This is a genomic window from Micrococcus sp. TCR-5 (assembly GCF_052220525.1).
Taxonomy (GTDB): Bacteria; Actinomycetota; Actinomycetes; order Actinomycetales; family Micrococcaceae; genus Micrococcus; species Micrococcus luteus.
On record NZ_JBQPDO010000013.1, the window covers coordinates 57,703 to 79,091 of the forward strand.

Genomic DNA, 21,389 nt, shown 5'->3' on the forward strand with positions numbered 1-21,389 from the left:
CCCACGGCCAGCCCCCCGGGACGCGACGACGCCCCGCCCCTCCGGAGGGAGGGACGGGGCGTCGGGTGCTCGGCGCGGGCCGTCAGGGACGGTCACGCACCGCGGCGATCAGTTGCCGGTGAGCTTCTCGCGCAGGGCGGCGAGGGCCTCGTCGGAGGCCAGGGTGCCTCCGTCCGAGGACGGGGCCTCGGAGGAGTAGGACGAGCCGCCCAGGCCCGCACCGGCGTCGGCGCCGGCGGTGGCCTCCTCCTGGAGGGAGCGGCGCACCTGCTCCTTGTGGGCCTCCCAGCGGGCCTGAGCGTCGGCGTACTGCTGCTCCCAGGCGGCGCGCTCGGTCTCGAAGCCCTCCATCCACTCGTTGGTCTCGACGTCGAAGCCCTCGGGGTACTTGTAGTTGCCCTCCTCGTCGTACTCCGCGGCCATGCCGTAGAGCGCCGGGTCGAACTCGGTGCCCTCGGGGTCCACGCCCTCGTTGGCCTGCTTGAGGGACAGGGAGATGCGGCGACGCTCGAGGTCGATGTCGATGACCTTGACGAACAGCTCGTCGTTGACCGACACGACCTGCTCGGCGGTGTCGATGTGGCGCGAGGCCAGCTCCGAGATGTGCACGAGGCCCTCGATGCCGTCCTCCACGCGGACGAACGCACCGAACGGCACGAGCTTGGTGACCTTGCCCGGCACGACCTGGCCGAGGGCGTGGGTGCGGGCGAAGAGCTGCCACGGGTCCTCCTGGGTCGCCTTCAGCGACAGGGAGACACGCTCGCGGTCCATGTCCACCTCGAGGACCTCGACGGTGACCTCCTGGCCCACCTCGACGACCTCGGACGGGTGGTCGATGTGCTTCCAGGACAGCTCGGAGACGTGCACGAGGCCGTCCACGCCGCCCAGGTCCACGAAGGCGCCGAAGTTGACGATGGAGGACACGGTGCCGTTGCGGACCTGGCCCTTCTCCAGCTTGTGGAGGAAGTTGGAGCGGACCTCGGACTGGGTCTGCTCGAGCCAGGCGCGGCGGGACAGGACCACGTTGTTGCGGTTCTTGTCCAGCTCGATGATCTTCGCCTCGAGCTTCTGGCCGATGTAGGGGGCCAGGTCGCGCACGCGGCGCATCTCCACGAGGGAGGCCGGGAGGAAGCCGCGCAGGCCGATGTCGAGGATGAGGCCGCCCTTGACCACCTCGATGACGGTGCCCTCGACGACGCCGTCCTCCTCCTTGATCTTCTCGATGTCGCCCCAGGCGCGCTCGTACTGGGCGCGCTTCTTCGAGAGGATCAGGCGACCCTCCTTGTCCTCCTTGGTGAGGACCAGGGCCTCGACGGTGTCGCCCACGGCCACGACCTCGTCCGGGTCCACGTCGTGCTTGATGGACAGCTCGCGGGACGGGATGACGCCCTCGGTCTTGTAGCCGATGTCGAGCAGGACCTCGTCGCGGTCCACCTTGACGACGGTGCCCTCGACGAGGTCGCCATCGTTGAAGTACTTGATGGTCGCGTCGATGGCGGCGAGCAGGTCCTCGGCAGAGCCGATGTCGTTGATGGCGACCTGCGGGGCGTTGGAAGTGGTGGTCATGTAGGAGGGACTCCGTTGGGATCGGGGGTCACGTCGGGATCGATGCCGCCGGTGGGCGGCATCCGGGCACCAGAGGGGCCCCACCCGGCGTGGGTCGTGATGGACATGTATCAAACGCGCACGAATGTGCTCGTCCAGCGTATCAGAAGCCGACGAGGGTGTGCAGGGGTCGGCTGGGTCGCACAAGCCCGTCGAACGCCTCCGCCGCGCCGGCCCGCAGCTCCGCCACGACACCGGCCTCCGCCAGCACCGCGGCGCCGGCCCCGCGGGAGTGCCCGCCGAGCCAGAGCGCGGAGAACCGGGCCGCGTCGAGCCGGAGTCCCGCGCCCAGGCCCACGGCGTCGGCCGCGGGGCCCAACCGCTCGGCGGCGCCGCGCCCCTGGCGGACGGTGAGCCGCCACGTCCCGTCGATCGCGCCGAGCGCGTCCTCGACGGCGACGACGACCTCCCCGTCGCCCGCCCAGCCACGGGCCGCCATGGCGGCGGGCAGGTTCAGGACCCGCAGGTACAGGTCGTCGGAGCCGCGGTGCCGACTCACCCGCCGCTCGTCGACGAAGAGCGCCTCGAGCCAACCGGGCTCGGGCGCGCGGCCCCACTCGATCCGCTCGACCAGGTCCAGTCGGGCCAGGTGGTGGACGAGCCCGCGCCGCGCGTCGGCGGTCGCCGCGAGGAACGCGGTGACGGTGATCGTGGGCGGCTCCTTCTCCCAGCCCTCGAACCGATACAGCGCGACGCCCTGGACCCGCCCGTCGTCGTCGCGGTGGACCGCCGCGTACAGCCCCGAGCCGCGCCCCTCGTTCCGACTCGCCTCGCGGTCCTCCCAGCGATGCACGCTGAACGAGGTCCGCTGGACCGAGCCCGGGGTGGCCGGCAGCACCCGCCCGTACAGCTCGTCCACGAGGCCGGGGATCTCGCGCGGCTCCTCGACCGTGACCCGCCCGCCGGCCGGGGCGCCCGTGAACGCGGGGGCGCCCGAGACGTCGATCCGCACGGCGTGCCACCGGGTGGCGGCCCCGAAGCCGAAGCGGCCGTAGATGGCGGCCTCGGTCGCGGTCAGGGCGGCCGCGCACAGGCCGGCGTCGCGGGCGTCCGCGAGGGACCTGAGCATCATGGCCCGCAGCACGCCGCGCCGGCGGGCGTCCGGCGAGACGGTCACGTCGGTGATCAGCCACGCGTCGACGGTGCGGCCGGGCCACGTGGTCAGCGGCTGCACGAAGTCCTCGAAGGTGGCGGCGGGGCGGCGGGCCGCCGGGTCGTCCCCCGGCGCGTAGACGCCGAGCCGGCGCCGTCCGTCGGCCGCGTGGGCCTCGAGCTGCTGGCGGAGCGCGGCGCCCGTGGGCACCGTCTCGTAGAAGCCCCGTTCGACCGCGGCCACGAAGTGCGATGCGGCGGGGTCCTCGGGCCCGAGGACCCCGAGGTCGCGCAGCGCGAGGCCGTGCTCGCCGAGCCGGGCCTCGGCGGCGTCGGCCAGCCGCCGCAGCGACGGACCCTCCGGCGCGTCAGTGCGCGGCGTCATGCCAGCTCCTTCCCCGGCCCACGTGCACGTCGAGCGGCACGGAGAGCTCGGCGGCCCGGCCCATCCGCTCCTTCAGGAGCGCCGTGGCCTTCTCGAGCTCGGCGGCCGGGACCTCGAGGATGAGCTCGTCGTGGACCTGCAGCAGCAGGCGCGAGGCCAGCCCGTGCTCCTCGAGGCCGGCCTGCACGTCGAGCATCGCGCGCTTGATGATGTCCGCGGCCGAGCCCTGGATGGGGGCGTTCAGCGCGGCGCGCTCGGCCATGTCCCGCAGCTGACGGTTGTCCGAGCTGAGGTCCGGCAGGTAGCGACGGCGCCCCTCGATCGTCGAGGTGTACCCGTCCTGCCGGGCCTGTGCGACGACGTCGCGCAGGTAGTCGCGCACGCCGCCGAAGCGGTCGAAGTAGCCCTTCATGAGGCCGCGCGCCTCGTCCACCGAGATCTTCAGCTGCTTGGACAGCCCGAAGGAGGACAGCCCGTAGGCCAGGCCGTAGCTCATCGCCTTCACCTTGGCGCGCTGCTCGGCGGTGACGTCGTCCGGGTCCACCCCGAACACCTGCGAGCCGACGAACGAGTGCAGGTCCTCGCCCTCGCGGAAGGCCTGGATCAGCCCCTCGTCCTCGGACAGGTGCGCCATGATGCGCATCTCGATCTGGGAGTAGTCGGCCGAGAGCAGCACGGCCTGCTCCCCGGCCACCTCGTCCGCCACGAACACCTCACGGATGCGGCGGCCCGCCTCGGTGCGCACCGGGATGTTCTGGAGGTTCGGGTGCAGCGAGGACAGTCGGCCCGTGGCGGCGGCGGTCTGCGAGTAGGTGGTGTGGATGCGGTCGTCCGGGGCGACGGTCTCGAGCAGCCCCTCCACGGTCTGCCGGAGCTTCGTGGCGTCACGGTGGGCCATGAGGTTCTCGAGGAACGGGTGCCGGGTCTGCTCGAGCAGGTCCTGCAGCGAGTCCACGTCCGTGGAGTAGCCGGTCTTCGTCTTGCGCGTGCGCGGCATGTTGAGCCGCTCGAACAGCACCTCCTGCAGCTGCTTGGGCGAGCCGAGGTTGACCTGCATCCCGCCGGTCTCCTCCGCGACGGACGCCCACGCGGACTCCTTGGCGGCGTCGGCGGCGGCGGTGAAGTCCTCGCGCAGGCCGGTCAGGGCGTCGACGTCGACGGCGATGCCGGTCAGCTCCATCCGGGCGAGCAGCCGCGAGAGCGGGATCTCGAGCTCCTGCAGCAGCCGCTGGGCCCCGCGGTCGAGCACCTGGGGCGTGAACTGGGTGGAGAGACGGCGCACCACCCAGGCGGCCCGCACGGCGTCCGCGGCGCGGTCCGCGCGTTCGGCGGCGGCCTGCCCGCCGTCGAGGTCGAACGTCCCCTGCGCCCGCTGCTGCGCGGGCTCGCGCGGGGCGGTGAGGGGGGTGTGCAGATGCGCCTCCGCCAGCGCCTCGAGCGAGGTGTCCCGCCGGTCCGGCTGGATCAGGTAGGCCGAGAGCAGCACGTCGTCCACCACGCCGTCCAGGGCCGCGTCCGGGCCGAGCCCGTCGCCCTCGGTAGGCGCGGCCAGCGCCTTGAGCGTGCGCTTGAGGTCGTGCACGGCCTTGGCCAGCCCGCCCTCGCCCAGGGCCTCGCGCACGGCGGCCACCAGCGCCGGGTCCGGGGCGTCGCCGTCGAGGGTGACGTGCAGGCCCGCGTGCTCGCCCACCAGCGCGACGCCGACGGGCGTGCCGAACGTGCCGGGCACGGGCACCTTGCGGCGGGGCAGCAGGGCCGGGCCCTCGACGTCCACATGGACGCCGAGCAGGTTGCCGGCCTCTGCGGCCAGGAACGCACGCACGTCCTCGGCCGTCGTCGCCTCGGCGAACTCCGGGGCGGCCTCGACCTCGGGGGGCGGCGCGTCCTCGCCCACCCGCTCGCCGAACACCTCGAACACGCGCTCCCGGATGCGGTTGAACTGCAGCGCGTCGAACAGCTCCTCCACGGGCTCGCGCTCGGGCATCTCGAGCCGCATCGCCTCGAGCCCGATCGGCAGGTCGAGGTCGCGCACGAGGGCGTTGAGGCGGCGGTTGCGGCGCACGTCCTCGAGATGCTCGCGCAGCGCCTCCCCCTTCTTGCCCGTGATCTCGTGCGCGTGTGCGAGCACGCCGTCGAGGTCCCCGTACTGCTTCAGCCATTTCGCGGCGAACCCGGGACCGACGCCGGGCACGCCGGGCAGGTTGTCCGCGGCCTCGCCGACGAGGGCCGCGAGTTCGGGGTACTGGGCGGGGGCGACCCCGTACTTGGCCATGACGGCGTCCGCGTCCATCGGCGGGATGTCGGAGACGCCCTTCTTGGGGTAGAGCACGGTGGTGCGCTCGGAGATGAGCTGGAACGCGTCCCGGTCACCGGAGACGACGACGGCCTCCCACCCCGCCTCCTCGGCGCGCGCGGACAGAGTGGCCACGATGTCGTCGGCCTCGTAGCCCTCCAGCGTGAGCGTGGGGATGCCCAGGGCCTCCATGACCTTCACGGTCAGCTCGATCTGGCCCGCGAACTCCGCGGGCGTCTCGGAGCGGCCGGCCTTGTACTCACCGTACTCCTCGGAGCGGAACGTGGGCCCGGAGAGGTCGAACGCCACGGCCACGTGCGTGGGCCGCTGCTGCCGGATCATGGTCAGGAGCATGGCGGTGAAGCCGTACACGGCGTTCGTGTGCTGGCCCGTGTCCGTGGCGAAGTTCTCGGCGGGCAGCGCGTAGAACGCGCGGAACGCCATCGAGTGCCCGTCCAGGACCAGCAGCCGCTGCGGGGCCTCTGGGGTCGGATCTGCCGCCATGGGTGCTCACGTCTCCTCTCGGCGCGCGGCGCGGGGCGCGCCGGTCGCGTGTGCCAGCCTAGTGCTCATGAGTGAGCACACCGAGACCACCCCCGCCGCCTCCGAGCGCGTGTACCGCCCCGGCGTCACCCCCGAGCTGAGCCCCGCCGAGCTGGAGGCGGCCTGCGCCGAGGCCGGTCTGACGCCCGAGCTCGTCGCCGCCCTCGGCGGCGCGGCGATCAGCCCCCTCGCCCAGAAGATGGGTCTGCGCTTCCTCGAGCTCACGGCCGAGCGAGCCGTCGCCACCCTGCCCGTGGCAGGCAACGAGCAGCCCGTCGGGCTGCTGCACGGCGGCGCCCACCTCGTCCTCGCCGAGTCCCTGGGCTCGATGGCCGCGAAGATCCACGCCGGGCCGGACCGCAACGTCGTCGGGGTCGAGATCAGCGCCACGCACCACCGGGCCGTCCGCTCGGGCCTCGTGACCGGCACCGCGACCGCCGTCCACCTGGGCGGCACCCTCGTCACCCATGAGGTGGTGATGACGGACGAGCAGGGCCGGCGGCTCTCGACCGCCCGCATCACTAACCTGGTCCTCGACGCGCGCTGAGGCACGCCGCCCGGGCGGGCCGGCCCGTGCCTCAGTCCATGTCCGGAAGGCGCGGGGCCGCTCGGCCACCCTCGCGGCCGGGGGTATCCTCGGCGAGCTCGTCGTAGTGCCCCGGATCCATGGGCACCCCAGTGAGGTAGGCCGAGCGGCCCAGGGCCATGGTGGCCACCGAGGCCGAGCCCAGCTGCAGCACCACGATCAGGGCCACCTTCACGAACGCGGCCACCCCCGGGGCCAGTAGCAGGGCGCCCACCACGATCAGGATCATCCCGACGCCGCCGGCGGTGCCCACGGCGGAGACGCGGGTGTAGGGGTCGGGGAACCGGATCAGACCGAGTCCCGCGGTGACGAACGCAAGGGCTCCGATCACCACGAGCACGGAGCCGGCGGCGGTCAGGACGACGTCCACGGGTGCGACCTCCTCAACGCTTGCCGCGCGTGAGCGCGCGGGCCAGGGACATGCCGGACAGGAAGGCCACGACCGCGGCGATCAGGACCAAGTCGAACGTCCACGGGTTGTCCGCCCGGACGCCGAACAGCACGAGCATCCCGAGCACGCTGAACGTGAGCAGGTCGCCCGAGACCGCGCGGTCCGCGTCGAGCGGGCCCACCACGATCCGGTACGCGGACACGAGCGCCGACACGGTCAGCAGCGCGATGGCCAGGTCGATCCCCACCAGGGACCAGTCGTAGGCGAAGGGCATCATGCCACCCCCGTCTTCCGCATCGCGTGGAGCATGCGCGCCTCCATGTCGTGGATCTCCGCGCGCAGGGCGTCGGCGTCGTCAGCGTACAGGCCGTGCACGTAGAGCAGGCGCCGCGCGTCCGGGTCACCGTCCTCGTCACCGACGGCGCCGGCACGCCGGGTGCCCAGCGTCAACGTGCCGGGCGTCAGGGTGATCAGCGCCGAGAGCAGGGTGACCTCGGCGTCCGTGCGGCAGTTGCTGCGCACGCGGGCGATGCCCGAGCGCGCCTGGACGCCGGGGGTGACGAGGTCCTTGATGACCGCCTTCGAAGAGGTCACCAGGGCCCACGCGTACCAGCACCAGAACACGAGCCACCGCCAAGGCCAGGACACGGCGGAGGCCGTGCCGGGCGCCAGGTCGACGGTCCCGTCGGCGGGGGCGACGGTGTGCATGGGGGCGTCTCCTTCCGGAGGCTGCGGGAGTGCGGTGCTCATGGGTTGAGCACCGCCTCGATGTACCTGCTGGGGTCCATCAGGCCCTGAGCCGCGAGGTCGGTGACGGTCCACAGGGCCTGACCGCCGAGCCCGAGGGCGAGGGTGGCCATAGCTAGGACGACGGCGGGGGCGGCCAGCCGGCCTGGGATGCGGGAGCGCGTGACGTCCTCGTCCGGATCCACGGTCACCGGCAGCACGCCCGTGGGCGGATCGAGGGTCTCCTGCGAGGCCCACGACTCGGTGCGCTCGTGGTCGGTGCTCGAGCCGCGGCCGGAGGGCGACGGCACGGAGCCCGCCCGGCCCACGATGGGCATGGCCGCGGTGGCCAGGCGCTCGCGGTGCCCGTGTGGGGCCGTCGGAGCGCCCCAGAACCAGGCGTCCCACACCCGCAGCAGAGCCCACAGGCTCACCAGGGAGGCGCCCAGCACCAGCGCAGCGGTGACACCGCGGCCGGCGTCCAGGCCGGCGCTGACGAGCATGAGCTTGCCCACGAACCCGGAGAAGGGCGGGATGCCGACCAGGGAGAGCAGGCCCACGAAGAAGGCGACGGCGATCAGCGGCTCGCGCCGGGCCAGGCCCTGCAGGTCCGCGAGACGGCCGGTGCCGTAGCGCACCTCGATCGCGCCGGCCGCCATCAGGAGGCAGCCCATCGCCACCATGTGGTGCACGAGGTAGAACAGGCCCGCCGCGAGACCCAGGCGCGTGGAGAGCCCGAGTCCGACGAGGATGCCGCCGATGCCGCTCACCATCTGCCACGACAACACGGCGCGCACACCGTGCTCACCGACCGAGGCGAGCGCACCCACCACGAGGGTGGCGAGGGACAGGACCAGGATGAGCGGCAGCAGACGCGCATCGCCGTCGTACATGACGGAGTAGATCCGGTAGAGCCCGTACACGGCGACCTTGGTGTGCAGGGCGGCGAAGAGGGCCGTCACCGCCGGGGAGGTCGAGGAGTACGCCCAGGCCAGCCAGCCGTGCAGCGGGGCCACCGAGGCCTTGATGGACAGTGCGAACAGCACCATGCCCGCGGCGATCGCGATGCGTGGGTCCGCCGCGGCGGACCCGGCGAGCATCGCGAGGTTCACCGAGCCGGTCAGCCCGTAGACGAAGCCGACGCCGACCAGGAGGATCGTGGAGGTTAGCAGGTTGAGGGTGACGTACAGCCGCGCCCCGTCCACTCGGCGCAGGGGCTCACGGCGGTTGGCGGAGAGGACGTAGAGGCCGTAGCTGGGCACCAACATGACCTCGATGAACACGAACAGGTTGAACAGGTCCGCCGTCAGCAGGGCGCCGTTGACTCCGCCGATGAGGATCAGGAGCAGCGGGGCGAAGAACTGGGAGTTAGCGACGCGGGAGCCGTAGGCGAACGCCGCGCCCACGATCGTGAGGGCGCTCGTGAGCACGAGCATCAGGGCGGACAGCATGTCCGCTGCGAAGCCGATCCCGATGCCCCCGGGCCAGCCGCCCAGCGAGGTGGCGAGCACGGACCCGTCGAGGGCGTGGACGCCCAGGGCCAGCCCGCCGGTGGTGACGAGTCCGAGCACCGCGAACAGGACTGCCCGGTGGAGGCGGGGACGCTCCCCCGCCAGCACGAGCAGACCGGCGGACAGCAGCGGGACGGCGGCGAAGAGGGGCAGCAGCTGGCCCAGCGGGACGGCGCTCATCGACGCACCTCCGGGCCCTGGCCGGCGTAGTGCTGCGCGATCCGGCCGGCCGCGGCGTGCCGCTCCTCGCGCGGGAAGCGTGCGTCGGCGGCGGCCTGCTCCAGGGAGTCGCGGGTCTCCCCCGGCGAGGCCACCGCGTCGTCCGCGCGCCCGGTGACGGCCAGCGCGAGCAGCAGCACGGTGATCGCGAAGGCGATCACGATAGCGGTCAGGACGAAGGCCTGCGGCAGGGCATCGGCCTGCACCTCGACGTCTGAGGTCCCCGCGAAGGGCAGCCCGCGGCGGTCGGTGCCGCCCGCGGCGATGATGGCCAGGTTGGCGGCGTGGCCCAGCAGGACCATGCCGAGGATCACGCGCAGCAGCTCGCGCTTGGAGAACAGGTAGAACGCGCCGAAGGTCAGAAGTCCCACGGTAAGGGCGACGGTCATCGGGTGACCTCCTCTCGTGCAGTCGTGGTGGTCGGGGCCGAGGGATCGGAGGACGGGGCCGCCGGCGCGACGCCGGGGTCACGGCTCGAGGCGCGGAGCGGGTCCTCACCCGGCCGCTCGGGGCCGAGCAGGGAGAACGCGGCCACGATCAGGCCGATCACGGCCAGGTACACGCCCATGTCGAACGCGAGCGTGGTGGAGAGCCCGTAGTCCAGGACCTTCACTCCCGCGGCTCCGAGGAAGCCCTTGCCGGTGAGGTAACCGACGATCCCCGTCGCGGTGCCGACGGCGATGCCCGAGCCGATGAAGGCCAGGTACGGCCACCGCAACTCCGGGGCCGTGTCCGAGTCGGCGGCCAGGTAGAGCAGGGCGTAGCCGGCACCGGCGACCAGTGCGGCGATGAAGCCGCCGCCGGGCTCGTAGTGCCCGCGCAGCAGCAGGAACGCGGACAGCAGGATGATCAGCACGCCGAAGACACGGCCGAACACCCGGATGTGGACGAGGTTCTCGCGCACGTGGGCGAGTGGGGAGCGCATGTCCACGGCGGAGGGCTGTGGAGGCGTCGGCCGACGGTTGAGCAACAGGGCCGCGATGGTCAGCGCCGTCGCCCCGAGCACGGTCATCTCGCCCCACGTGTCCACGGCGCGGAAGTCCACGAGGATCACGTTCACCACGTTGGTCCCCCCAGCCTGGGCATAGCTCTGGGTCAGGTAGAAGTGGGCGATCTCCGACATGCTGGAGCGGCCGGTGAACGCGAGCACGCCCAGGGTCGCGGCGACGCCGGCGACGGAGGCGGCGAGGACCGCCTGCATCCTGCGCGGGGTCGGCTCGTCGCTGAAGCGGGCGGGCAGGCGGCGCAGCAGCAGCACCATGACGCACACCGTGAGCACCTCGACCATCAGCTGGGTCAGGGCCACGTCCACGGCGCCGAGGGTGAGGAACCACAGGGTCATGCCGAACCCTACGACGCCGACCACCACCATGGCGGCGATGCGCGTCTTGGCGCGGATGGTGGCGATCACGCCGGCACCCACCAGGACGACCAGCACCCAGTCGTGCCAGCGCGAGGGCTGGCCGACGACGGCGGGCAAATCCTCGATCGTGGCGACACCGGCCACGGCGAGGAGCCCCAGGACCAGGGCGGGGATGAGGAGGTGGGGGCGGGGAGCCAGGGTGCCGGAGGCGCGCGAGACGACCGCGCCGACGCCGATCAGCCGGTGCCGAACCTCGTCCACCGCATCCAGGGCGGAGAACGGCAGGGCGGCGTGGGAGGCCACGCGCTCCACCGGGCGGCGCAAGGCCACCAGCAGCAGACCGAGCACGATGATGGCGGCGGAGACGAGCAGGGCCGTGTTCACGCCGTGCCACAGCGCCAGGTGCGCGTGCACCTCCGCGCCGGAGGCGGCCTCGGCCGCGTAGGAGACGGGGGTGTCCAGCACACCGGGCAGCAGGCCCAGGGCCACGCCCGCGGCCGCGGCCAGCACGGGCACGCCCCAGAAGGTGGCAGGAGCCTCGTGGACCTCGTCCTCCCGGCCGGTCGGCCACGAATGGGCGGCCCCGTCCGGGCTTGGACCCCAGAGGCCCAGGGCGCCGAGCACGAGACGGCCGGAGTAGGCCACGGTGAACACGGAGGTCAGGGCGATGCCGGCGGTGACGAGGACGGGGAGCCATGCGGGACCGGGGGTCCCGAGAGCGGCCTCGACCAGGCCCTCCTTGGAGATGAAGCCGAACAGCGGCGGGATGCCCGCCATCGACAGGGCGGCGACGGCGATCGCCGTGCCGGTGACCGGCATGCGCACGTGGCGGGCCGCGAGCTCTCGCAGGTCGCGGGTGCCGGCCTCGTGGTCGACCACGCCGATCAGCATGAACAGCGCCGACTTGAACAGCGCGTGCGCCACGGTGTGCACGATCGCCGCGGTAAGCGCGACGGGGGTGCCGATGCCGATGGCGGTCACCAGCAGGCCCAACTGGCTCATCGTGGAGTAGGCCAGCAGACCCTTGAGGTCGTGGCGACGGATCGCGGAGACGGCGCCCAGCAGGGCCGTGATGAGGCCCGAGCCGATCAACAGCGCGGACCACACCGGGTTCCCGGCCAGGACCGGGCTGAACACCAGCAGCAGGAAGATGCCGGCCTTGACCATCGCCGCGGCGTGCAGGTAGGCGGAGACCGGGGAGATGGCCACCATGGAGTCCGGCAGCCACGCCTGGAACGGGAACTGGGCGGACTTGGTGAACGCGGCCACCGCCAGCAGGACGGCGACCGTGGTGGTGAAGCCCGCCTCGGACCACACGTCCGAGGCCAACACCCCGGACAGCGAGGCAGTGCCGGTCCGCACGGCCATGAGGGCGACGGCGGCCAGCAGCGCGAGGCCGCCGCCCACGGTCACGAGCAGGGTCCGGATCGCGGGGTCGCGGGCATGGTCCCCCGAGCGCCCGATGAGGAAGAAGGAGGTGAAGGAGGTGAACTCCCACGCGACGAAGAGGACCACGATGTTGTCGGCGAGCACCAGCAGCAGCATCGACGCCGCGAACGCGGTCATCAGCAGGTAGAAGGAGCCGGGTCGGCTCTCCGTGCGGTCCCGACTGAGGTACCGGCTGGAGTAGGCGAGGATCGCGGCGCCGATGACGAGGACGATCATGGCGAACACCAGGGCCAGGCCGTTCAGCCGGAGGTCGAGGTCCACCCCGACCGCGGGGATCCACGGATGGTGCTCCGTCCGGACGTCGCCCGTCCACGCCGCGATCAGCACGCCGGCCGCGGCGAGCAGGGGTGCGGCCAGGACCCAGCCCGCATCCCTGCCCAGCACGCGGGAGGCCGGAACGGCCGCCACCACCGAGAGGAGGGTCAGCAGGAGACTGGTCAGGAGCACAGGACACCACTCAGCTCGGGTCGATCGGTCACGGACACGGCGCACACGACGGGTGGCCGCGCGCCGACGGTGCCCGAAGTGGGACTCGAACCCACACGCCTCTCGGCACCGCATTTTGAGTGCGGCGTGTCTACCGATTTCACCATTCGGGCAGTGCCGCCCGGAGGCGGGACTCGATCACCCTATCAGCGCCCCGACCCGGCGTCCCCGGCCTTCCGGCGGGCGGTCCCCGCCGCCGCGCCCGCGCCGCGCCCATGGCGCACGGTAGCCTGGTGGACCACCAGCGGCGCCACACCGACGCCGTCCCGGCCCGCACGAAGGAGCTGCCGTGTCCACGCTGACGCCTCCCGAGGAGACCGGCCTGCGGGCCGTCGTCGCCGAGGACGAGACCCTGATCCGCCTCGACCTGGTGGAGGTGCTCACCGGGGCGGGATACCGGGTGGTCGCCGAGGCCGGCGACGGCCGCGCCGCCGTCGAGGCCGTGCGCGAGCACCGCCCGGACATCGTGGTGATGGACGTGAAGATGCCCGTGATGGACGGCATCGCGGCCGCGGGCGAGATCGCCGGGGAACGGCTCGCCCCCGTGGTCATGCTGACCGCCTTCAGTCAGCGCGAGCTGGTGGAGCGCGCCCGGACCGCCGGGGCCATGGCCTACGTGGTCAAGCCCTTCACCGAGGCCGACCTGGTCCCCGCGATCGAACTGGCCGTGGCCCGCTTCGACGAGCTGCGCAGCCTCGAGGCCGAGGTGCGGGACCTGGGCGACCGCCTGGAGACCCGCAAGATCGTGGACCGGGCCAAGGCGCTGCTCCAGGAGCGGATGCGCCTGACCGAGGCCGAGTCCTTCCGCTGGATCCAGAAGACCTCCATGGACCGGCGCCTGACCATGCGGGAGGTCGCGCAGGCCGTCATCGACCAGGTCGGCTGAGCGGCGCCCGCGCGCTCGTCAGAGCGGGGAGCGGGCCGGCCAGAAGCCGACGGGCTCGCGCGTCTGCGGCGACGCCGCGGACGAGCCGCCCGCGGCGTCGTCGCCCACGCGGTGCACGCGCAGCGTGTTCGTGGAGCCCACGGCCCCGGGAGGGGACCCGGCGGCGATGACCACGAGGTCGCCGTGCTGGGCGATGCCCTCCGATGTGAGCGACTGCTCGACCTGGAGGGTCATCTTGTCGGTGGAGTCCTGGAACGGGACCATCTTCGGGTAGACGCCCCAGGTCAGGCACAGGATGTTGTGCGTGTGCTCGTGGTGGGTGAACGCGTAGATCGGCTGACGCGGCCGCAGGCGGCTGAGCCGACGGGCCGAGTCGCCGGACTCGGTGAACGTGGCGAGGAACGGGATCTCGAGCTGGTTCGCGACCTCGACGGCGGCCCGGGTGATCGCGCCGCCACGCGTGCGCGGACGCGAGCCGAGCGGGTGGATGAGCTCGAGGCCGTGGGTCTCGGTGGACTCGATGATCCGGGCCATCGTCTGGACCGTCTCGACCGGATACGCGCCCACTGAGGTCTCGCCCGAGAGCATGACGGCGTCCGCGCCGTCGAGCACGGCGTTGGCGCAGTCCGAGGCCTCGGCGCGCGTCGGGCGCGGGCTGTCGATCATCGACTCGAGCACCTGCGTGGCCACGATGACCGGCTTCGCCCAGCGGCGGGCGAGGTCCACCGCGCGCTTCTGCACCACGGGCACGTCCTCGAGCGGCAGCTCCACGCCGAGGTCGCCGCGGGCCACCATGACGGCGTCGAACGCGTCCACGATGGCCTCGAGGTTCTCCACCGCCTGGGGCTTCTCGATCTTCGCGATGACCGGGACCCGGCGCTCCTCCTCGTCCATGATCTCGTGCACCCGGTCCACGTCCGCGGCGTCCCGCACGAAGGACAGCGCCACCATGTCCACGCCGGTGCGCAGCGCCCAGCGCAGGTCCCGCTCGTCCTTCTCGGACAGGGCCGGCACGTTCACCGCCACGCCGGGCAGGTTGATCCCCTTGTTGTTCGAGACCATGCCCGGCACCGCGACCTCGGCCAGCACGTCCGTGTCCGTGACCTCGACGGCGCGCAGGCGCACCTTGCCGTCGTCCACCAGCAGCACGTCACCGGGGGCGACGTCCCCGGGCAGCCCCTTGTGGGTGGTGCCCACCAGCTCCCGGGTCCCGGGTACGTCCCGGGTGGTGATGGTGATCCGATCGCCCCTCTCGAGCAGATGCGGGCCGTCGGTGAAGCGGCCGAGGCGGATCTTGGGACCCTGGAGGTCGGCGAAGATCGCGACGGGGCGCCGCTCCTCCACGCTCAGCCGACGCACCCGCTCGTAGGACGTCTCATGCACCGCGTGGTCGCCGTGGCTCATGTTGAGGCGGACGACGTCCGCCCCCGCGCGGATGATGGCGCGGGTGGTCTCGTCGGAGTCGGTGGCGGGCCCAAAGGTGGCGATGATCTTCGCGTGTCGCATGCGACCCACGATAGGGGGCGGGCCCGCCCTCGGTGGAGGGCGGGCCCGCGTGGCGTCGGAAGATGAGACGGAGAACTCAGCCGAGGACGAGGCCGCGGTCGTCCGGGTCCACGGGGTGCGGCAGTCGGGACCAGCGCTCGAGCGACTCGTCGACCTCCTGCGCGCACGCACGCCCCTCGGCGATGGCCCAGACCACCAGGGAGGCGCCGCGCCCGGCGTCGCCGCACGCGAACACGCCCGGCTCGTCGGTCTCGTACCCGTCCTTCCGGGCCACGAGCCCGCGTGTCACGTGCACGCCGAGCTGCTGCGTGAGCAGCCCCTCCTCGATGCCGGTGAAGCCCAGCGCCAGCAGCACCAGGTCTGCCTGGACCTCGCGCTCGGTGCCCGCCTTGGGCCCGCGCGTGCCGTCCTCGCGGTACTCGGTCTCCGCCACGCGCAGGGCGCGCACGCGGCCGTGCTCGTCGCCGAGGAACTCGACCGTGGAGGCAAGGTGCGCGCGGGCGCCGCCCTCGGCGTCGGCCGTGGTCTGCTGGTGGACCTTGGGGATCGTGGGCCACGGCTGGTGGACGGGGCGCTCGACCGGCAGCTGCTGGCCGATCGCCAGCGTCGTCACGGACGCCGCCCCCTGGCGGTGCGCGGTGCCGATGCAGTCCGCGCCCGTGTCGCCGCCGCCGAGGATCACCACGTGGCGCCCCTCGGCGGAGATCTGGTCCGGGACCTCGTCGCCGGCGACCGCGCGGTTGGACTGCACGAGGTAGTCCATGGCGAGGTGGATCCCGTCGAGGCCGCGGCCGGGGACGGGCAGCTCGCGGGCCACGGGGGCGCCGGTCGCCACGATCACGGCGTCGAAGCGGGCCTTGAGCTGGTCCCAGGGCAGGTCGACGCCGATCTCCACGCCGGTGCGGAACCGGGTGCCCTCGGCCTCCATCTGCGCCAGGCGCCGGTCCAGGACGTCCTTCTCCAGCTTGAAGTCCGGGATGCCCAGCCGCAGCAGGCCGCCGAGGCGCTCGTCGCGCTCGTAGACCACCACGGTGAAGCCGGCGCGGGTGAGCTGCTGCGCCGCGGCCAGTCCCGCCGGGCCCGAGCCGACGACGGCCACGGTGTGGCCGTTCAGGCGGGCCGGCACGACCGGCTCGAGCCAGTCGTTGTCGAAGATCTGCTCCGCGATCGCCACCTCGGTCTGCTTGATGGTGACCGCGGGCTGGTTGATGCCCAGGGTGCAGGAGTCCTCGCACGGGGCGGGGCAGATCCGCCCGGTGACCTCGGGGAAGTTGTTGGTCGAGTGCAGTCGCGCGGCGGCCTCGTCCCAGCGTCTCCGCCGGACCAGGTCGTTCCACTCCGGGATGAGGTTGCCCAGCGGGCACCCGGAGTGGCAGAACGGGATGCCGCAGTCCATGCACCGGCCGGCCTGGGTGCGCACGATCGCCTCGTCCTGGCGGACGTACACGTCCTTGAAGTCCATGATGCGCACCGGCACCGGACGCGTGGGGCGCTCGACGCGCTCCCGGTTCTTCAGGAATCCGCGCGGATCAGCCACGGGTCACCTCCAGCAGTCGGTCCCAGACGGCCTCCCCGTCCGGGTCGAGTCCCTCGGCCGTCGCGGCCTGACGGGTGCGCAGCACGAGGTCGTACTGCCGGGGCAGGACGGTCGTGAAGCGGTCCCACGCGGCGTCGGCGGCGTCCCCGCCGGCCCGCAGGTCGGCGAGCAGCGCGGCGGCGACGGCGGAGCCCGTCTCCGCGCGGTGCAGCTCCAGCAGCTCGGCGATCCGCAGCCGGTCCTGCGCGGACGGCGCCTCGAGGATCAGGGCGTCCTCGCGGACGGCGAGTGGGTTCAGGTCCTCCCGGTCCAGGTCCAGCACCCAGGCCCGCCCGCCGGACATGCCGGCGGCGAGGTTGCGGCCGGTCTCGCCGAGGATCAGCGCCTCACCGCCGGTCATGTACTCCAGGCCGTGGTCGCCGATGCCCTCGGCCACCGCGGTGGCGCCGGAGTTGCGCACGAGGAACCGCTCCCCCACGCGGCCGCGCAGGAACAGCTGGCCCGAGGTGGCGCCGTAGCCGATCACGTTGCCGGCCACGGTGTTCTCCTCGGCCACGAACGGGGCCTCGGCGTCGGGGCGGACGATCACGCGTCCCCCCGACAGGCCCTTGCCGACGTAGTCGTTGGCGTCGCCCGAGAGCCGCAGGGTGACGCCGGCGGGCAGGAAGGCGCCGAGGGACTGGCCGGCCTCGCCCGTCAGGCGCACGGTGATCGTGTCGTCGTCCAGCTCGTCGGCGAGCCGCGTGCTCGTGACGTGGTAGCCCAGCAGCGTGCCCACGGACCGGTCCGTGTTCACGACGGCCTCGTCCATCACGACGGGCGTGCCCGTCGTGAGCGTGTCCCCCAGCCGGGCGATGAACCGGTGGTCGATGTGGGAGGCGAGGTCGTGGTCCTGCTCGGTGGTGCGGCGCATGGGCGCGTCCTCGCGGCCCGGACGCCGGCCGACGGAGGGGTCCGCGAGGATGCCCGAGAGGTCCAGGCCCTCGGACTTCCAGTGGTGCAGGGCCGCGTCCACGTCGAGCAGCTCGCGGTGGCCGATCGCCTCGTCGAGCGTGCGGAAGCCCAGCTGCGAGAGCAGCTCGCGGACCTCCTGCGCGATGAACTCGAAGAAGTTGACGACGAACTCGGGCTTGCCCGTGAAGCGCGCGCGCAGCTCGGGGTTCTGGGTGGCCACGCCCACGGGGCACGTGTCCAGGTGGCACACGCGCATCATGATGCAGCCGGAGACCACGAGCGGGGCGGTCGCGAAGCCGAACTCCTCGGCCCCGAGCAGTGCGGCAATCACGACGTCCCGGCCGGTCTTGAGCTGCCCGTCCACCTGGACGGTGACGCGCTCGCGCAGGCCGTTGAGCATGAGCGTCTGCTGCGCCTCGGCCAGGCCGATCTCCCACGGGGTGCCCGCGTGCTTGAGGGAGTTCAGCGGGGAGGCGCCCGTTCCGCCGTCGTGGCCGGAGATGAGCACGACGTCGGCGCGCGCCTTGGCGACGCCCGCGGCCACCGTGCCCACGCCGGACTCGGAGACGAGCTTGACGTGGACCCGCGCGGTCGGGTTGGCCCGCTTGAGGTCGTGGATCAGCTGCGCCAGGTCCTCGATCGAGTAGATGTCGTGGTGCGGCGGCGGCGACACCAGGGAGACGCCCGGGGTCGAGTGCCGCGTGCGGGCGACCCACGGGTACACCTTGGTCCCCATCAGCTGGCCGCCCTCGCCGGGTTTGGCGCCCTGGGCCATCTTGATCTGCAGGTCGGTCGCGGTGGCCAGGTACAGGCTGGTGACGCCGAACCGGCCCGAGGCGATCTGCTTGATCTTCGAGCGGCGCTCCGGGTCCAGCAGGCGCTCGGGGTCCTCGCCGCCCTCGCCCGAGTTCGAGCGGGCGCCGAGGCGGTTCATGGCGATCGCGAGGGTCTCGTGCGCCTCCTGCGAGATGGAGCCGTAGGACATCGCGCCGGTGGAGAAGCGGCGCACGATCGACTCGACGGGCTCCACCTCGGAGACGGGCACCGGCGGCCGCTCGCCCGTGCGCAGGCGCATGAGCCCGCGCAGGGTCATGAGCTCCTCCGCCTGGTCGTCCACGCGACGCGTGTAGTCCTTGAAGACGTCGTAGCGCCGCTCCCGCGTGGAGTGCTGGAGGCGGAACACGGTCTCGGGGTTGAACAGGTGCGGCGCGCCCTCGCGCCGCCACTGGTACTCGCCGCCCACCTCGAGCTCGCGGTACGGGTTGATGTCGTTGCCGTCCGGCGGATACGCGAACTCGTGGCGCGCCTGGATCTCGGCGGCGACGACGTCGATGCCCACGCCGTCGAGCGGGCTCGTGGTGCCCACGAAGTAGCGGTCCACGAAGCGCCGGGACAGGCCGAGCGCCTCGAACGTCTGGGCGCCGGTGTAGGAGGCGACCGTGGAGATGCCCATTTTGGACATGATCTTCTGGACGCCCTTGCCGAGCGCCTTGATCAGGTTCGCCACGGCCTGCTCGGCGGTGACGCCCGAGACCTCTCCCGTGCGCACGAGCTCCTCGGCGGACTCCATGGCCAGGTACGGGTTGACCGCGGAGGCCCCGTAGCCGAGCAGGACGGCCACATGGTGGACCTCGCGCACGTCGCCCGCCTCGACGATCAGCGAGCTCTTGGTGCGGTTGGCCGAGGCCAGCAGGTGGTGGTGCACGGCGGAGGTCAGCAGCAGGGACGGGATCGGCGCCCACTGGGCGGTGGCGCCGCGGTCGGACAGCACCACGTACTCCACGCCGCGGTTGACGGCGGCCGAGACCTGCTCGCAGATCGCCTTCAGCTGGGCGCGGAGCTCCTCGACGCCTCCGGCCACCCGGTACACGCCGTTCACCTTGAGGGTCAGGCGGGTGCCGTCGGCGTCGCGCAGGTGCTGGATGCGGGCCAGCTGGTCGTTGTCGATCACGGGGAACGGGACGTCGACCTGGCGGGTGCGCACCTGCTCGAGGGAGAGCACGTTGCCCTGCGGGCCGATCGCGGTGCGCATCGAGGTCACCTGCTCCTCGCGGATCGCGTCGAGCGGCGGGTTCGTCACCTGGGCGAAGGACTGCACGAAGTAGTCGAAGAGCAGCCGGGGCCGCTTGGCGAGGACGGCGATGGGCGTGTCCGTGCCCATCGCACCGAGCGGCTCGGCGCCCGTCTGGGCCATCGGCCCGACGAGGATGCGCAGCTCCTCCGAGGTGTACCCGAAGATGCGCTGACGCTGCAGGATCGACTCGGAGGTGTGGCGGACGTGCTCGCGCTCGGGGAGCGACTCCAGGTCCAGGAGGTTCTGGCGCACCCAGTCCTCCCACGGCTGGGCGGAGGCGACCTCGGCCTTGATCTCGTCGTCGCCGATGATCCGGCCCTGCTCGGTGTCCACGAGGAACATGCGCCCCGGGGCCACGCGCCCCTTGCGCACCACCGCCGAGGGCTCGATCGGCACGACGCCGACCTCGGAGGCCAGGACGACGAGGCCGTCGTCGGTGACCCACCAGCGGGCGGGGCGCAGGCCGTTGCGGTCCAGCACGGCGCCCACCTGGGTGCCGTCGGAGAAGGCGACGGCGGCCGGTCCGTCCCAGGGCTCCATGAGCATGGAGTGGTACTGGTAGAAGGCGCGGCGGGCCGGGTCCATGGTCGCGTGGTTCTCCCACGCCTCCGGGATCATCATCATGATCGCCTGGGTGAGCGGGCGCCCGGAGAGCATGAGCAGCTCCGCGACCTCGTCGAAGGAGGCCGAGTCTGAGCCGATGGGGCTGATCAGCGGGAACAGGTCCTCGGGGACCTCGCCGAGCATCGGGTGCTTGAGCTGGCCCTGACGGGCGCGCATCCAGTTGCGGTTGCCCTTGACCGTGTTGATCTCGCCGTTGTGCGCGATGGTGCGGAACGGCTGGGCCAGCGGCCACGAGGGGAACGTGTTGGTGGAGAACCGCGAGTGGACCACGCCCAGCCGGGTGGTGAACCGCTCGTCGGAGAGGTCCGGGTAGAACGGCTCCAGCTGGGCCGTCGTCAGCATGCCCTTGTAGACGATCGTCTGGGACGAGAGCGAGGGGAAGTAGACGCCGGCGCGGGACTGGGCGCGGCGGCGCACCCGCCACGCCCGCACGTCCAGCGACTGCCCCGGCTCGGTGCCGTCCTGACCGTCCGCCAGGGACAGGAACAGCTGCTCGAACGCGGGCATGGCCGCCCGGGAGCCGACGCCCAGGGCCGAGGGGTCGGTGGGCACCTCGCGCCACGCCAGGACCTGCAGCCCCTCCTCCTCGGCCAGCCGCTCGACGGCCTCCTTCGCCTCGGCGCGCTCGCCGTCGACGGGCGACAGGAAGGCGGTGCCGGCGACGTACTCGCCCACGGGGGGCAGCTCGGCGTCGACGACGGCACGGAACAGCTCGTCGGGGATCTGGGTCAGCAGGCCGGCGCCGTCGCCGGTGCCCTCGTCGGCGCCCACCGCCCCGCGGTGCTCGAGCGCGCGCAGGGCGGTCAGCGCGTGCTGGACGATGTCGTGGCCCGGGGTGCCCCGCAGGGTGGCGATGACGGCGAGGCCGCAGTTCTCGGTCTCCCGGGACGGGTCGTAGAGGCCCTGGGCGGCGGGGATGTCCGCATAGCGGACGAAGGGATCCACCGGTCCCCCCGCGCGGGGGGCCGAGGCGGGCGAGGATGCCACGGGCATGGTGCCGTCCTTTCCGGAGAGCAGGGGCTCGGACGGGGACGGCGCTGGCCCCGACGCACGGGGCCGACGGCCCCGAGGTGGAAGACACACTACCGGGCGCGACGTCCCACTGTGCGGAACCGGACGTTACTGTGACACGCCGAATGTCCACCATGTGGGACACCGG

General features: G+C 72.7%; 14 protein-coding genes and 1 tRNA gene. 2 read left to right on the plus strand and 13 right to left on the minus strand.

Annotated elements, in window-relative coordinates:
- Positions 1 to 108 precede the first annotated feature (108 nt).
- From rpsA to polA, 3 genes are all read right to left on the minus strand, one after another.
- Positions 109 to 1,566 carry a 30S ribosomal protein S1 gene (gene rpsA / locus ACTSKS_RS08530; protein ID WP_036315338.1) on the minus strand — a complete coding sequence of 486 codons (1,458 nt, stop codon included), beginning with the start codon at positions 1,564 to 1,566 and terminating at the stop codon, positions 109 to 111.
- 142 nt (positions 1,567 to 1,708) lie between these two features.
- On the minus strand, positions 1,709 to 3,082 hold the full coding sequence (locus tag ACTSKS_RS08535) for a GNAT family N-acetyltransferase (protein ID WP_063189267.1): 1,374 nt from the start codon (positions 3,080 to 3,082) through the stop codon (positions 1,709 to 1,711).
- Positions 3,066 to 5,879, minus strand: coding sequence for a DNA polymerase I (gene polA / locus ACTSKS_RS08540; RefSeq protein ID WP_063189269.1), 2,814 nt, complete (start codon positions 5,877 to 5,879; stop codon positions 3,066 to 3,068). Before polA ends, ACTSKS_RS08535 begins: the two co-directional genes overlap by 17 nt.
- A 67-nt stretch (positions 5,880 to 5,946) precedes the next feature.
- On the opposite strand from polA, the gene ACTSKS_RS08545 reads away from it, so the two are divergent.
- A complete protein-coding gene (locus ACTSKS_RS08545; protein WP_063189283.1) occupies positions 5,947 to 6,465 on the plus strand; it encodes a PaaI family thioesterase in 519 nt (172 codons plus the stop codon).
- A gap of 31 nt (positions 6,466 to 6,496) precedes the next feature.
- On the opposite strand, the gene ACTSKS_RS08550 is transcribed toward ACTSKS_RS08545, so the two are convergent.
- From ACTSKS_RS08550 to ACTSKS_RS08580, 7 genes are all read right to left on the minus strand, one after another.
- The gene (locus ACTSKS_RS08550; RefSeq protein ID WP_135101087.1) at positions 6,497 to 6,874 is read right to left on the minus strand and encodes a cation:proton antiporter; all 378 of its coding nucleotides are present in this window, start codon (positions 6,872 to 6,874) and stop codon (positions 6,497 to 6,499) included.
- Positions 6,875 to 6,887: 13 nt separating this feature from the next.
- Positions 6,888 to 7,172, minus strand: coding sequence for a monovalent cation/H+ antiporter complex subunit F (locus tag ACTSKS_RS08555; RefSeq protein WP_010078747.1), 285 nt, complete (start codon positions 7,170 to 7,172; stop codon positions 6,888 to 6,890).
- Positions 7,169 to 7,603, minus strand: a complete 435-nt coding sequence (locus ACTSKS_RS08560) for a Na+/H+ antiporter subunit E (RefSeq protein WP_010078748.1) — start codon at positions 7,601 to 7,603, stop codon at positions 7,169 to 7,171. The genes ACTSKS_RS08555 and ACTSKS_RS08560 overlap by 4 nt, the downstream gene beginning before the upstream one ends.
- Before the next feature lie 38 nt (positions 7,604 to 7,641).
- On the minus strand, positions 7,642 to 9,312 hold the full coding sequence (locus ACTSKS_RS08565; RefSeq protein WP_010078749.1) for a monovalent cation/H+ antiporter subunit D family protein: 1,671 nt from the start codon (positions 9,310 to 9,312) through the stop codon (positions 7,642 to 7,644).
- Complete coding sequence (locus tag ACTSKS_RS08570) at positions 9,309 to 9,740, minus strand: cation:proton antiporter subunit C (RefSeq protein WP_010078750.1); 432 nt, start codon at positions 9,738 to 9,740, stop codon at positions 9,309 to 9,311. The genes ACTSKS_RS08565 and ACTSKS_RS08570 overlap by 4 nt, the downstream gene beginning before the upstream one ends.
- Positions 9,737 to 12,610, minus strand: a complete 2,874-nt coding sequence (locus tag ACTSKS_RS08575) for a DUF4040 family protein (RefSeq protein WP_041102699.1) — start codon at positions 12,608 to 12,610, stop codon at positions 9,737 to 9,739. The genes ACTSKS_RS08570 and ACTSKS_RS08575 overlap by 4 nt, the downstream gene beginning before the upstream one ends.
- 70 nt (positions 12,611 to 12,680) lie before the next feature.
- Positions 12,681 to 12,762: transfer RNA gene (locus tag ACTSKS_RS08580), tRNA-Leu, on the minus strand.
- Positions 12,763 to 12,938: 176 nt separating this feature from the next.
- On the opposite strand from ACTSKS_RS08580, the gene ACTSKS_RS08585 reads away from it, so the two are divergent.
- Positions 12,939 to 13,535 carry an ANTAR domain-containing response regulator gene (locus tag ACTSKS_RS08585; protein WP_010078752.1) on the plus strand — a complete coding sequence of 199 codons (597 nt, stop codon included), beginning with the start codon at positions 12,939 to 12,941 and terminating at the stop codon, positions 13,533 to 13,535.
- Between the two features lie 18 nt (positions 13,536 to 13,553).
- Here the strand turns inward: ACTSKS_RS08585 and pyk are convergent, their stop codons facing one another.
- The 3 genes from pyk to gltB form a co-directional block, all read right to left on the minus strand.
- Complete coding sequence (gene pyk, locus ACTSKS_RS08590) at positions 13,554 to 15,041, minus strand: pyruvate kinase (protein ID WP_020624212.1); 1,488 nt, start codon at positions 15,039 to 15,041, stop codon at positions 13,554 to 13,556.
- Positions 15,042 to 15,117: 76 nt separating this feature from the next.
- The gene (locus ACTSKS_RS08595; protein ID WP_020624213.1) at positions 15,118 to 16,578 is read right to left on the minus strand and encodes a glutamate synthase subunit beta; all 1,461 of its coding nucleotides are present in this window, start codon (positions 16,576 to 16,578) and stop codon (positions 15,118 to 15,120) included.
- Positions 16,571 to 21,223 (minus strand): glutamate synthase large subunit, encoded by a 4,653-nt coding sequence (gene gltB, locus ACTSKS_RS08600; protein WP_020624214.1) that lies wholly within the window; start codon positions 21,221 to 21,223, stop codon positions 16,571 to 16,573. Before gltB ends, ACTSKS_RS08595 begins: the two co-directional genes overlap by 8 nt.
- Positions 21,224 to 21,389: the final 166 nt, after the last annotated feature.

What these genes read in the sequence shown, in the direction of transcription:
- rpsA (WP_036315338.1), bottom strand. Translation starts at nt 1,566, where the DNA reads ATGACCACCACTTCCAACGCCCCGCAGGTCGCCATCAACGACATCGGC.
- ACTSKS_RS08535 (WP_063189267.1), bottom strand. Translation starts at nt 3,082, where the DNA reads ATGACGCCGCGCACTGACGCGCCGGAGGGTCCGTCGCTGCGGCGGCTG.
- polA (WP_063189269.1), bottom strand. Translation starts at nt 5,879, where the DNA reads ATGGCGGCAGATCCGACCCCAGAGGCCCCGCAGCGGCTGCTGGTCCTG.
- ACTSKS_RS08545 (WP_063189283.1), top strand. Translation starts at nt 5,947, where the DNA reads ATGAGTGAGCACACCGAGACCACCCCCGCCGCCTCCGAGCGCGTGTAC.
- ACTSKS_RS08555 (WP_010078747.1), bottom strand. Translation starts at nt 7,172, where the DNA reads ATGATGCCCTTCGCCTACGACTGGTCCCTGGTGGGGATCGACCTGGCC.
- ACTSKS_RS08560 (WP_010078748.1), bottom strand. Translation starts at nt 7,603, where the DNA reads ATGCACACCGTCGCCCCCGCCGACGGGACCGTCGACCTGGCGCCCGGC.
- ACTSKS_RS08565 (WP_010078749.1), bottom strand. Translation starts at nt 9,312, where the DNA reads ATGAGCGCCGTCCCGCTGGGCCAGCTGCTGCCCCTCTTCGCCGCCGTC.
- ACTSKS_RS08570 (WP_010078750.1), bottom strand. Translation starts at nt 9,740, where the DNA reads ATGACCGTCGCCCTTACCGTGGGACTTCTGACCTTCGGCGCGTTCTAC.
- pyk (WP_020624212.1), bottom strand. Translation starts at nt 15,041, where the DNA reads ATGCGACACGCGAAGATCATCGCCACCTTTGGGCCCGCCACCGACTCC.
- gltB (WP_020624214.1), bottom strand. Translation starts at nt 21,223, where the DNA reads ATGCCCGTGGCATCCTCGCCCGCCTCGGCCCCCCGCGCGGGGGGACCG.